Here is a 12347-nt window from a genome sequence, read left to right on the forward strand (position 1 = left end):
CCGGGCCGGACGTGGCTTTTTTGCCTGCAGGGACCAGGTGTCCTTCGAGGCGGGCTGCTTGAGAATGCATGGTTATCGCAACACCGCCACCGGCGACTGTGCCAAAGGCGTGACGTGGACCGTTAAGGGGGGGCGGGTCTTGGGACCCGTCCCCTTTCTTGTCATGGGTATCGTCAACGTCACCCCGGACTCTTTTTCCGACGGCGGCATTAGCTTCGACCAGGACCAGGCCGTGGCCCATGCCGCGCGTCTTGTAACCGACGGCGCGGACATCGTGGATATCGGCGGTGAATCCACCCGGCCCTTTGCCGACACCGTTTCGGAAAGTGAAGAGATGCGCCGGGTGCTGCCCGTCATCGAGAGGGTTCTCGAAAAACAGCCTCAAACGGTTGTCTCGGTGGACACCTACAAGGCGAACGTTGCGGACAGGGCGCTCACGGCCGGAGCGGCGATAGTGAACGACGTGTCAGCCTGCGCCTTCGATCCGGCGCTCGCGGATGTGCTGGCCGAACACAAGCCGGGCTATGTGCTCATGCATTCGCTTGGCAGGCCGGCCACCATGCAGGTTGAACCCGTGTACAGCGACGTGGTGGCGGAAATATCCCGCTTCTTCGAGTCGAACATGAAGACACTTGTTGCGGCTGGATTGCCGGAAGACCGGATCGTGCTCGATCCCGGCATCGGCTTCGGAAAAACTCTTGAGCACAACATGGCCATCCTACGCGGTCTTGAGTCCTTCACCCGTCTGGGGCGGCCCGTTCTCATGGGGCTTTCCAACAAGTCGTTTTTCGGCAAACTGCTGGGTTTGGATGTCGGCGCGCGAGGCCCCGCAACCCAGGTGGCCACGGCCCTGTGCCAGGAGCGCGGTGCAGCCATTCACCGGGTGCACGACGTGGCCGGGGCCGTTCAGGCCCTTACCCTTGCGGAGGCGTTTGCCTGATGGACTGGCTGAAAGACTCCCTCGCTTTTCTGCCCATCAGCTGGCGCGAAATCCTGGACATCCTTTTGGTGTCCCTGCTGTTTCACCGCCTTATCGTTCTGGTGCGCGGCACCAGGGCCGTGTCGGTAATAAACGGCATCATCGTGGTGCTGGTGGCCTACTATCTCTCCGGCGAGTTCGGCCTGTTCACGCTGCACTGGCTGCTCACGAATTTTCTGAGTTCCTTCTTCCTTGTTCTGGTCATCCTGTTCCAGGCCGATATCCGCAAGGCTCTTTCCCAGGTCGGCCTGCGCTGGTTCGGGGGGGGAAGCACGGCCTCCAAGGATGTGAGCGCCCACGAACTGGCCGATGCTCTGGAGGAACTGGCCCGCCGCAGGGTCGGGGCCCTGGTGGTGCTGGAGCGAGGCATCCTTTTGGGCGACATAATGGCCAGGGGAGTGGAACTCTCCACCAAGTTGAGCACGGATTTTCTGCTGACCGTCTTCCACCATGAAACACCGCTGCACGACGGCGCCCTGATAGCCCGTGGCGACCAGGTGGCCGCTGTGGCCTGCATCCTGCCTTTGGCGTCGTACCAGTCCCTTCCCGCGTCGTTCGGCACGCGGCACAGGGCCGCAGTGGGCGTCACCGAGGAAACGGACGCCCTGGCCCTGGTGGTTTCCGAAGAGCGCGGCGAGATTCGGGCCGCGCAGGGCGGGAAACTCTCGGACCCCCTGCCCCCGGAGGAACTCAGGTCTCTCTTGTTGTCGCAATGGGTGGGGCGCTGATGAATTCCAAATGGTACTATCGCGGCCTCGCGGTCCTGCTGGCGGTTTTGTCCTGGTATCTCGTCATTGGGCGGGAACGGGTCGATTCCTGGGTGCAGGTCAAGATCGAGATTTCCGGTTTGTCAGAGGGGGTGCTCATTCGGGGCGCGCCTAACGACTATCTCGACGTTCTGGTGCGCGGCCCCAAGGGATTGGTGCGAAAGCTCGGATCGGACAGCCTGGTCTATACCCTGGACGCCCGCAAGCTTGCCCCCGGGGTGAACACCGTGGCCATCGAACCGGACGCCATCCCGGTTTCCAAATTGTTCGAGGTTGTGGAGACCAGGCCTTCCAGGCTTGAGCTTGTGGTGGAGCGCCGCCAGGTCAAGTCCGTGCCGGTGCGCGTCATGTTCCGCGATTCGGTCAGCCGGGACTACAAGCTTCTGGCCTCGGTCGATCCTCCCCAGGTGACCATTACCGGGCCGGAATCCTTGATACGAAACGTCAAGGACGTTCCCGTCCAGCCCTTGACCCTTCCGGACGACGTCTCCGGTAGGTTCGATACCCTGGTCGGGCTGGTTCTCCCCGAACAGGTGGAAGCCACTCCGCGCACGGTCAAGGCGCACGTGGAGTACCAGCTGAACACCCGTGAGGCAGCTGTGGACGCCCCGGTCCGGGTGGTCTATCAGGGGCGCGGCTCCGTGAGCGTGTCGCCGGAATCGGTGCTTCTCAAATTCAAGGCCCCGCTTACGCTCTTGCGCGAAGGGGCCTGGCGCGGGCTTGTGGACGCCTTTGTCGAGGTGGACGCCAAGACCCCGCCGGGACGCCATGAAATGACATATCGCGTCACCTTGCCTCAAGGCTGCGAACTGATACAGGCCAGGCCGGACAAGGTGTCCGTGCTGGTCAAATGATAGGGAGAGAAGATGCATAATCGCCTTTTCGGTACTGATGGACTGCGCGGGCAGGTGAATATTTATCCCATGACCCCTGAAGTGGCCCTGAAGCTGGGCCTGGCCGCCGGTGCGCACTTCCGCAACGGCAAGGGCCGGCACAAGGTGGTCATCGGCAAGGATACGAGGCTTTCCGGCTACATATTCGAGTATGCCCTGGCTTCGGGGTTCTGCGCTTCGGGCATGGACGTCTTCCTGGTCGGGCCGCTGCCCACCCCGGCCATCGCCTTTCTCACCCGCTCCATGCGCGCCGACGTTGGCGTTGTCATCTCGGCCTCGCACAATCCGTACATGGACAACGGCATCAAGTTTTTCGACCGCAACGGCTTCAAGCTCCCGGACGAAACCGAGGACCAGATCTCGGCCATGGTTTTAAACCCCAAGCCCGAGTGGGAATTCCCGGCCCCGGAAGCCGTGGGCCGTGCTTTCAAGATTCAGGACAGCCCGGGCCGCTACAACGTCTATTTAAAATCCACCATCCGCTCCGAACTCCCCTTCGAAGACCTCAAGATCGTCATGGACTGCGCCAACGGCGCGGCCTACCGCGTCTCGCCGCTGGTGTTCGAGGAGCTCGGGGCCAAGGTGATAAAGCTTGGCGTGGAACCGGACGGCACCAACATCAACCGCAAGGTGGGCTCGCTCTACCCCGAGGTGACGGCCCAGATGGTGCGCGAGACCGGCGCGGACATCGGCATCGCCCTGGACGGTGACGCGGACCGGGTGATCGTGGTGGACGAGAAGGGCAACGTGCTCGACGGCGACCAGATCATGGCCATCTGCGCCCAGGATATGCTGGAGAAGGACAAGCTCTCGAACAATCTTCTGGTGGCCACGGTGATGAGCAACATGGCCCTTGAAGTCTTCATGAACGAGCGTGGCGGCAGGCTCTTGCGCACTCCCGTGGGCGACCGCTACGTGTTCGAGGCCATGCGGCGTGAGGGCGCCGTGCTCGGCGGCGAACAGTCCGGGCACATCATCTTCAAACGCCACGCCACCACCGGAGACGGCACCCTGGCCGCGTTGCAGCTTATCCGCATCATGCTGGAGCGGGGCAAGCCCCTATCGGAGCTGGCCACCCTTCTCGAGCCCTATCCGCAGATTCTGATAAACGTCCACGTGGAGCGCAAGATTCCCTTCGAGAACGCCCCAAAGGTCATGGAGGCCGTGAAGGACGCCGAAGCGACCCTGTGCGGCAAGGGAAGGGTGCTTCTTCGCTATTCCGGAACGGAATCCGTGGCGCGCATCATGGTGGAGGGCTGCGACACCGGCCAGGTCAAGGAATTGGCCGAATCTCTCGCGGTTACCTTGAAGGAGCACCTGCGCTAGGCGCCTGTTGAAAAAATCCCGCTGGCTGCGTTGCCGCGCAAAAGTCAAACCTTCGCGTATGTCAAATACGCTTCAGCCTTGACTTTTTTCCGCGCCTTGCCATCTGGTTTTTTGAGCAGGCTCAAGAATATCGGATTTTTCAACGGGCTGCCGGGCTGGCCGTTTTCGCTGGACATTTCAGGCGATTCTCCTAAAATTCTTTTTTGGAGAAAAATGGCGCACGGGCTGTTTCGGGGATGGACGACTCGCGTCCCCTGGGGCCGACCCCGTGACCCGCGCCAGCCAACCTGATGTGACAATAGCTTTGAAGGAGAAGGCCCATGGAGATATCGAAAGTCGTTGTTCCGGTAGCGGGGTGGGGCACCCGGTCGCTTCCGGCCACCAAGAACCTTCCCAAAGAGATGCTCCCGGTCTTCAAGAAGCCGGTGGTGCAGTACATCGTTGAGGAAGCCCAGGCAGCAGGGCTTACCGACGTGGTGTTCGTCACCAACCGCAACAAGACCATCATCGAGGACCACTTCGACTACAACCTGGCCCTTGAGAAGATCCTGGAGAAATCCGGCAAGAAAGAACTGCTGGAAACCGTCCGCCAAACCGCTGAAATGGCCAACATCATCACCGTGCGCCAGAAGAAGCAGCTTGGCCTCGGGCATGCTGTCCTGTGTGCCAAGGAAGTGGTGAAGAACGAGCCTTTCGCCGTCATGGTGGGCGACGACCTCATGTTCAGCATGGAGCCCGGCATCCGCCAGCTCATCAACGTTGCCCAGTCCGAGCACATGCCCGTGGTTGGCGTTATGGAAGTGCCCGCGGACAAGGTTTCCAGCTACGGCATCATCGATGCCGACGAGTTCTCCTCCGGGCTATACCGCGTGCGCGACCTGGTGGAAAAGCCCAAGCCCAGCCAGGCTCCGTCCAAGCTGGCCATCGTCGGCCGGTATGTGCTTTTCCCGGATATCTTCGAACACCTGGAAAACCTGAAGCCCAACAAGGACGGCGAGTACCAGCTCACCGACGCGCTCAAGGGCCTGGCCAAGAACGGCAGGCTGCTGGCCGTGAAAATCCGTGGACAGCGCTTCGATGCCGGCGACTGGGTGGACTACCTGGCCGCCAACATCTACTTCGCCCTGCAGGACGAGGAGCTGCGCTACCCGCTTATTTCCAAGCTGCGGGATTTCATGCCGGTTTAGCGTTTGCTCGTTCCGGTTTGACAGCTTCCGAGTGATGCTGTGCCACCGGGATGATTGCTGCTTGTTTCGCGCCGCCCGCCGCTTTGACGGTGGGCGGCGCGGTCGTTAAGATCGCCCAGGATTACGCAGGGCTCCGCCCTGCACCCGCCAGGGGGATGATCCCCCTGGACCCTCTATTGCTTCGCGGCTTTCACCGGGAACCGGTGAAAGCCGCGAAGCAATAGGGGATTCCAAAGGAACTTCGTTCCTTTGGCGGGAGAGTCCAGAGAGGGCGGAGCCCTCGCTGGCCGCCGGAGGCTTCACTTTCCACTACCCAGGTTACTATGACGTTGCCGCCTAGTCCTCTTGTGCGCGTCGCGCTTCTTTCGCCGCCTTTCGCGGCTCTCACCTATTCGCTGCCCCCGCACTTCTCGGGTTGGGATTTTCCACCCGGCCTGCGGGTTTGCGTGCCCATGGGCAGGTCCGTCCGCGCCGGTGTTGTGCTTGGCCCGGGTGAACCGCTCCCGCCGAGCATTGCGGCCAAGGACATCATCTGGCCCCTGGAACTGTCGCCATTGTTGACGCCCGAGTATGTCAGCCTTGCCGAGAACCTCGCTTCCAGGCAGATGGCCCATGCTGGCCAGGTGCTCTCCACCCTTTTGCCCGCTGGCTTGAAGATAGCCAAAGCCACGCTGGCCTTTCGCCACGGCGGTAAAAAGCTCAAGTGCTTGTTGAGCAAGTTGGGTGAGGCTCCTGTTCCTCTGGCTGACCTGGCCGTGGCCTGGCGCGGGGGCGAGGCCTTGCTGAGCTTCTCCTCGGCCGAGCGCGAACCGGCCTACCGGCTGCTGGTGGACCCGCCCTGGCCTGTCCGCCCGGCCGCGTCGGCCCAGTTGGCCATTCTCGAAATGCTGTTTGCCAGGGGCCAGGCCACCGCGTCGCAACTGCGTGAAGCCTTGGGGCCTGGGATATCCCAGGCTTTGAAGACGCTGGAAGGCAAGGGGCGCATCATTCTTGGCCCGCCGCCCGAGGAACCCGAGGAGGAGCCGGTTATCGGCGAACCCGAGGGACGCCCTCCCTTGACCGGCGATCAGCAAGCGGCCCTGGAGGAACTTCTGCCGCTTCTTGCACAGGGTACGGGTGGAGAGCGCCTGGTGCACGGCGTTACCGGGAGCGGCAAGACCAGGCTCTATTTCGAGCTGGCTGGGGAAACGCTGCGCCAGGGCCGGTCGGTCATGCTGCTGGCTCCCGAGGTGGCCCTGGCGGCGGCGCTGCGGGACAGGGCCCGCTCCTGGTTCGGTTTTGATCCGGTTTATTCCCACGGCTACCAGACCCCGCTCAAGCGCGAGCGCACTTTCCGGGAGGCGGCTCTGTCGCGTACGCCGCGTCTGGTGGTGGGCACGCGCTCGGCGCTCTTTCTGCCGGTGCCCAATGTCGGGCTCATCATCCTGGATGAGGAGCACGACGCATCCTTCAAGCAGGACGACCGCCTGCCCTATCAGGCCAAGGAAGTGGCCTACTTCAGGGCCAGGCAGGATGGCGCGCTCTTGCTCTTGGGCTCGGCCACTCCGGACGTGAAGACTTTCCAGTCCGCCCTGGACGGAGCCACCCCCATGGTGTCCATGCCCAGCCGGGCGGGGGCGGGGCGGCTGCCCGAAGTGGAGCTTGTTGACCTGGCACCCAGGGACAAGGCCGTGCAGCTTGCCCAGCGTCTGGACAAGGATGGCGTGGGCATGCTGGCCGCTCCGAGCATCGCCGAACTGGAGTCGACCCTGGCCCGGGGCGACCAGGCCATGATTTTACTTAACCGCCGGGGTTACTCGCCGCTTATTTTCTGCCTGGACTGCGAGAAGGTGCTTCGCTGCCCGAGCTGCGAGGTGTCGCTCACCTACCACAAGGGCCGTGAGCGCCTGGTGTGCCATTACTGCGGCCAGAGTTTCGGTTTCCCCAGGCCCTGTTCCTCCTGTGGCGGGTGCAACTTTCTGCCCATGGGCGAAGGCACGGAGCTTCTGGAGGAGCAGCTAGCCGCCGCGCTGCCCCCGGAGACAGCCGTGGCCCGCCTGGACCGGGACGCGGCCCGCAGGGCAGGCAGGGCCGAGGAGATCCTGGCCGATTTTTCCAAGGGGCGAACCCAGGTACTGGTGGGCACGCAGATGCTCACCAAGGGCCACGACTTTCCGGACGTCACCCTGGTGCTGGTGGCGGACGGCGACATGGGGCTCAACCTGCCGGACTACCGGGCCACGGAGCGCACCTTCCAGATGCTGGTGCAGGTGGCCGGGCGGGCCGGGCGCGGCGACAAGGCTGGAAGGGTGCTCATACAGACCAGAAACCCTGGCGACCCGTTCTGGAACCTGGTGCGCAACGCGGATTATAACGGGTTCTTCGCCCAGGAAATCGAGAAGCGGCGCAAGTACGGCTACCCGCCCTTCGTGAAGCTGGGGCTGGTGCGGGCCAGCTTCCCGAGGGAGTATGAATTGGGGCAGGATATGCTCATGGAGCTCGCCAGGGCTCTTAGAGGCGTGGCGGGGGTCAGGGTGCTTGGCCCGGCTCCGGCGCCCATCGCCGTCATGCGCGACCGCAGGCGGTTCAACTGCCTCCTGAAGGCCGCTGACTGGCCGTCCATCCGGCAAAGCTTTCACAAGGCCCTGCGGGCCATAGGGACGTCGTCTAAGCTTCGGTTACAGCTGGATCTGGACCCGGTGGACATGATGTGACCAGTGGATGCTGGACTTCCCTGCCGGATGCGCTATCACCTTGATACGAATCATTCCAATTCCAAGGGGTAAGCCAATGGCGGAGTTCAAGCAAAATGACGATTCCGTTCTTCAGACGGCTGTTGATAAAATACGCCGCGAACGCAAGGCCGCCGGCCTGCAAGGCCTGGTGGGAGGCCTGGAGGCCGTGGTGATAGCCACCGAGCCGGACCGTTTCGAACCTGCCGTGAACGAGCTTCTGGGCAACACCGGCCATGATGTATACGCCGCATACAGCCAGGGCCAGTTCGACGTCTGCGTGCTCTCCCAGGAAGGCTCGGCGGACCTCCTGGTCCAGTCGCGCAAGGGGGGCGTGAACCCTTTCGCGGCGGCCAACAAGGGAGCGAAGACCGCAAACGTTCCCAACACCCGCCTGGAGACCTTCATCTTCAAATGCCGGGACGTGGCTGAGTATTTCAAAACCCAGAAGAAGCGCGGGGTGTCCTTCCTGGAGGACCGCATCTTCAAGACCCCCAATTACACATACGCCCAGACCATGCCCTCGCGCTTCACGGGCAACGCCATCGGGCTCATCGAATGGACGAACACGGAATCCGACTACGTCACCCCTGATTGCGCGCCTCTCGCCCATTCGTTCCAAAAACCCGACAGGCCGTATCTGAAGAACATCAAGGAACTCGACCATGTGGCCACCCGGGTGCGCGCCGAGGAGCGCGACGCGGCCATCCTGGAATTCATGGAACTCACCAGCTATGACTTCGCCTTTGCCGTGTACGTGGAATTTCTGAACTCCATCACCAACGTGGCCAGGCTCAGTCCCAACGACTACGCCCAGGTGTTCACTTCGGGCATCGCACCCTTCACCACGCCCGAGACCTCGGGGCCAACCGAGCTTTTCATCTACAACTACGCTCCGCGCAGCCATCACATGGCCTTCACCACCGAGAACATCGAGAACACGGTGGAGGCGCTGACGGCTAATGGCCAGGGCTTCCTGTCTGATTTAGTGGGGTCGCGCGAGGAAGGGCTCAAGCAGATATTCACCAAGATGAGTAGGAACACGCTCCTGGTGAACGAATACATCCACCGCTACGACGGGTTCGACGGATTCTTCACCAAGTCCAATGTGACCCTTTTGACCCAGGCCACCTTGAACCAATAACGGCCGCTCCACGAATACGATCAAACAAAAGCGGCCGGGACTTTCGTCCCGGCCGCCATGGTCATGTCCGGCAAACCTTCCTAGAACTTGTATTGCAGGCCGAACGCCACTTTCCAGGCGTCGCCGTTCTGGGACTGATTGACCAGCCTGTGCCCCCAGACGCTCGACTGGAATGATCCGTGGGCCCAGCCGCTTTCCACGATGGCGGCCAGGTTCTCGTAGATGTTGTACTGGTTGTCGAAGTTGACGCCCACCACATACTCATCCGTTGTCAGGTCGCGGCCCATCTGCACGTAGTTGCCGGTGCCCCAGATGGCGTTGGCATAGCGCAGGGCGCGGGCGCTGTTGGTTCCCCGGGCGTAGCTCAGGGTCAGGCGGTGGGTGAGGTCCTGCATGAACGAGATCTTGTTCAGCGAGAACGCAGCGCCCATGGAGCCGATGGGGTTCAAGCCCATGTGTCCGCCGGCGAAGGCCTGGCTGGAGTCGAACAAAAACGAAGTGGAGGGTCCCCAGGAACCGACGATGGTGGGCATGCGCTCGGAACCGTTGCTGGTGGAGTTGTCCTCGCCGGTGGAATACCAGAAGGTCAGCTGGGGGGTCAGCATGTCGAAGCCGGTATATTCGGCGGCCACGTCGAAGAACAGGCCGGAGCGGCTTTTCCTGCCCTGATCGGTGGCGCCTGCGCCATAGATCACGTCCGCATAGAACTTGAACGGGTCAAGCGCGGTGACGGCAAAGGACGAGCCGGCCCACCAGTAGACGGTCTGGGCCTGGCTGAAGCCGGTGTTCGTCCCGGTCATGTAGCCTGCGGAAGCCAGGTTGGTGGCCAGGGACTGGTTGGTGTAGCGCGGGGATGAACCCACGGCGGTGGTGTAGGTGGCGTCCTTGCCGGCTACGGCCAGCATGCCCCACGGGGTGGCAGAGAAACCGTCCAGGGTGATGGGCAGCACCAGGAAGTAGGCGTCGAGCTCGTCGGCCTTCTGGGTCGTGGTGGTGTCGAAGTCCTTGTTGGAGTCGAGCAGGCGGGCGAATCCGGCCATGATCTTGAACTGGTCCACCACGGGGATGGACACCACGGCCGCGGCGGCGCGGGTGCCGCCGAACACGGGGTTGGCGTTCAGCAAGGCCGGGGAGGAGATGGGCAGGTCCATGTCCTGCAGGCCGATGGTGAACTCTACGTCTGTGCTGGGCCATTTGAACTGCAGGAAGGCCTGGTACACGTCGATGGACACGGCCGGGTTGTCCACGGTGAAGGTGTCGTTGCCCCAGGCCTTGTTGTTCACGCGGATGCCCAAGCGGAACTTCAGGTTCTCGTTGGTGATGAAGTCCGAACGCAGGCGGAAGCGTTCCCAGATGGTCAGGGAGTCCCCGGTGTTGGTGCCCTTGGCGTTCCAGCCCGTATAGTTGGTGTTGTTCCAGAAATTCGCATGGATGCGTGCGTCGCCGGTCATCTTGACCTCGGTAGCGGCAGCGGCCAGGGCCGCGAAGCCGAACACCATGGCGGCGAACAGTGCCAGGCAGGTTAAACGCTTCATTCTCATTACTCCTTTTGCATGAATGGATGCCGGATACTAAACGGGACGATACACTCCATTGAAATGGATCTGTCCCGGTTGACCATTGTTTTGGTATGCAACATGTAATAGGTTACATTCCAAATGCTTTGTGGACGTAAGTTTCTCCTTTCTGGATTCCAGGTGCTTTGGGATGTTCCACCTACAATGTGTGTTCTGGAAAGCTTCTGGTTACCAATGCGTTAATTATTTCCGTACTGAAATATGAGAGTGTGGTTAACAGTTCGCGACACAGTCAATCTTCGTGCAGATGCCGGGACCGTGTTGTGGGAGGGTCAGAAATGGTTTGAATCAGGCGGGGAATATGGTTTAAGAAGTGGGAGCGTGGAAATGCTTGGTATCCATCCGTCAGACCATAAACCTGGAGGCCCGCGGTGACTCACGGACGTATGATCCTACTCACGGCCATTTTTGGCGTGTTCCTGTTGTCGGCCTCTTCGCCAGCCATGGCGGAGGTCAACTCCTTTCCGGTCATCACCGGCGAACACTGGGTGAACGCCTCGCCTGAGGAAAGGCTGGCCTTCATCGCCGGATTGACCACCATGATCGAGCTTGAGAAGGAAATCCAGGGAGCCACTCCGCCCAAGGAACAAAAGAGTTTGATTCCCGGCTGGGTGAGCGGGCTCTCGCGGTTTCAGCTGAAGGATATCGTTACCGCCCTGGACGACGTGTTCAAGAAAAAACCGGAGATGAAGCAGAAGCCGGTGGTCGAGGTTCTCTGGTACGAAGTGGCCTTTCCCAAAACGAACAATAAGTAGGTGAGGATCATGAGTAAAACCATAGCGGCCGGCGTCCTGGCCTTTTCCCTGGTGTTTACCGGCGCGTGCACGAACATGTCCAAGACCCAGCAGGGAGCCCTGAGCGGTGGAGCCATCGGAGCCGGTGCGGGGGCTGGGATCGCCGCCATTTCGGGCGGCTATGTGGGGGTTGGCGCAGCAATTGGCGGCGCTCTGGGAGCCTTGGCCGGCGGCCTGTACGGCAACCAGCAGGAGAAAAAGAGCAAGGGGAATTAGCGAGTTTCATCTAGCCACGTGACGGTGGCCCTGCGGGCCGGGGTGTTTTCGTCATGAACTCTGGCCTTGATCAAGGCCGCACTCCCGGAAAGGGTGGGCTGCGAGAGCGGTGACGCTCGTTTCTCAGAGGCAACCTTGCCGCCAAGTCGACCATCATGGTCGGCTTGGCGGTTTTTTTTGTGGCAGAAACACGGGGTGTTTCATTGCGTGTTGTTATGCGCCGTTACGTATTTTTATCGATCTCCGCTCTGCGTTATCGTGCATTCGCGATAGGATATATTGTTGGTAGGTTTTGGAGCATATTATTCCTGGTCTATTGTTTTAAATGGTTTTTGTGTTATTATCCTAGTAATGAACCTAGATAGTTCGGAATAAAACACACGGAACATGGCCGGAAATGTCATGGAAAGGTGGGCTATTATGATAGACAAAATATTGAACGCTAAGATGATGGTAAAAATACTTGGAGTTGCAATATTTATTATAAGCCTGTTTGTTGCGGCAATATTTACGATGTTGCTTCCCCAGGTTGAGAGTCGGCTTATCTCTGAAAAACGTGACTTGCTTTCGAGCACGATGGATATTTCCTATAATCTTGTGAAAGAGTATCAGGAAAGAGTCGGAAAAGGCGAGTTCACGCTTGATGAGGCGAAAAAAAGAGCTGCTGAACGCATTAAGCATATGATGTACGGTGAGGGAAACTATTTTTGGATCCAGGATGCCGCGCTGCCGTACCCGAAGATGATAATGCAT

General features: G+C 60.7%; 10 protein-coding genes. 9 read left to right on the forward strand and 1 reads right to left on the reverse strand.

Annotated elements, in window-relative coordinates:
• The first annotated feature begins 64 nt into the window (after window positions 1-64).
• The 7 genes from folP to HY795_15295 all read left to right on the forward strand — a co-directional run bounded on the left by folP (window position 65) and on the right by HY795_15295 (window position 9007).
• A complete protein-coding gene (gene folP, locus HY795_15265; protein MBI4806584.1) occupies window positions 65-940 on the forward strand; it encodes a dihydropteroate synthase in 876 nt (291 codons plus the stop codon).
• On the forward strand, window positions 940-1707 hold the full coding sequence (locus tag HY795_15270; GenBank protein ID MBI4806585.1) for a TIGR00159 family protein: 768 nt from the start codon (window positions 940-942) through the stop codon (window positions 1705-1707). Before folP ends, HY795_15270 begins: the two co-directional genes overlap by 1 nt.
• Entirely contained in the window at window positions 1707-2600 is an 894-nt protein-coding gene (locus tag HY795_15275; GenBank protein ID MBI4806586.1) for a hypothetical protein, read from the forward strand. The genes HY795_15270 and HY795_15275 overlap by 1 nt, the downstream gene beginning before the upstream one ends.
• A 12-nt stretch (window positions 2601-2612) precedes the next feature.
• On the forward strand, window positions 2613-3965 hold the full coding sequence (locus tag HY795_15280) for a phosphoglucosamine mutase (protein ID MBI4806587.1): 1353 nt from the start codon (window positions 2613-2615) through the stop codon (window positions 3963-3965).
• A 320-nt stretch (window positions 3966-4285) separates the two neighbouring features.
• The gene (gene galU, locus HY795_15285) at window positions 4286-5152 is read left to right on the forward strand and encodes a UTP--glucose-1-phosphate uridylyltransferase GalU (protein ID MBI4806588.1); all 867 of its coding nucleotides are present in this window, start codon (window positions 4286-4288) and stop codon (window positions 5150-5152) included.
• A 323-nt stretch (window positions 5153-5475) separates the two neighbouring features.
• Complete coding sequence (gene priA, locus HY795_15290) at window positions 5476-7845, forward strand: primosomal protein N' (protein ID MBI4806589.1); 2370 nt, start codon at window positions 5476-5478, stop codon at window positions 7843-7845.
• Between the two features lie 76 nt (window positions 7846-7921).
• On the forward strand, window positions 7922-9007 hold the full coding sequence (locus tag HY795_15295) for a hypothetical protein (protein MBI4806590.1): 1086 nt from the start codon (window positions 7922-7924) through the stop codon (window positions 9005-9007).
• Between the two features lie 80 nt (window positions 9008-9087).
• Here the strand turns inward: HY795_15295 and HY795_15300 are convergent, their stop codons facing one another.
• Entirely contained in the window at window positions 9088-10542 is a 1455-nt protein-coding gene (locus HY795_15300) for an outer membrane homotrimeric porin (protein MBI4806591.1), read from the reverse strand.
• 413 nt (window positions 10543-10955) lie between these two features.
• Here HY795_15300 and HY795_15305 point away from each other — a divergent pair, with 413 nt between their 5' ends.
• Together HY795_15305 and HY795_15310 are read left to right on the forward strand one after the other, a co-directional pair.
• Window positions 10956-11339 carry a hypothetical protein gene (locus tag HY795_15305; GenBank protein ID MBI4806592.1) on the forward strand — a complete coding sequence of 128 codons (384 nt, stop codon included), beginning with the start codon at window positions 10956-10958 and terminating at the stop codon, window positions 11337-11339.
• A 9-nt stretch (window positions 11340-11348) separates the two neighbouring features.
• Window positions 11349-11594: a cell envelope biogenesis protein OmpA gene (locus HY795_15310; GenBank protein MBI4806593.1), complete on the forward strand. Its 246-nt coding sequence runs from the start codon at window positions 11349-11351 to the stop codon at window positions 11592-11594.
• Window positions 11595-12347 lie beyond the last annotated feature (753 nt).

It is taken from the genome of Desulfovibrio sp., from assembly GCA_016208105.1.
Taxonomy (GTDB): domain Bacteria; phylum Desulfobacterota; class Desulfovibrionia; order Desulfovibrionales; family Desulfovibrionaceae; genus Fundidesulfovibrio.

Bases quoted from the DNA above. Each gene is read 5' to 3' on its own strand.
- HY795_15270 (MBI4806585.1), top strand. From the start codon at position 940: ATGGACTGGCTGAAAGACTCCCTCGCTTTTCTGCCCATCAGCTGGCGC.
- HY795_15300 (MBI4806591.1), bottom strand. From the start codon at position 10,542: ATGAAGCGTTTAACCTGCCTGGCACTGTTCGCCGCCATGGTGTTCGGC.
- HY795_15295 (MBI4806590.1), top strand. From the start codon at position 7,922: ATGGCGGAGTTCAAGCAAAATGACGATTCCGTTCTTCAGACGGCTGTT.
- folP (MBI4806584.1), top strand. From the start codon at position 65: ATGCATGGTTATCGCAACACCGCCACCGGCGACTGTGCCAAAGGCGTG.
- priA (MBI4806589.1), top strand. From the start codon at position 5,476: ATGACGTTGCCGCCTAGTCCTCTTGTGCGCGTCGCGCTTCTTTCGCCG.
- HY795_15310 (MBI4806593.1), top strand. From the start codon at position 11,349: ATGAGTAAAACCATAGCGGCCGGCGTCCTGGCCTTTTCCCTGGTGTTT.
- HY795_15280 (MBI4806587.1), top strand. From the start codon at position 2,613: ATGCATAATCGCCTTTTCGGTACTGATGGACTGCGCGGGCAGGTGAAT.
- galU (MBI4806588.1), top strand. From the start codon at position 4,286: ATGGAGATATCGAAAGTCGTTGTTCCGGTAGCGGGGTGGGGCACCCGG.
- HY795_15275 (MBI4806586.1), top strand. From the start codon at position 1,707: ATGAATTCCAAATGGTACTATCGCGGCCTCGCGGTCCTGCTGGCGGTT.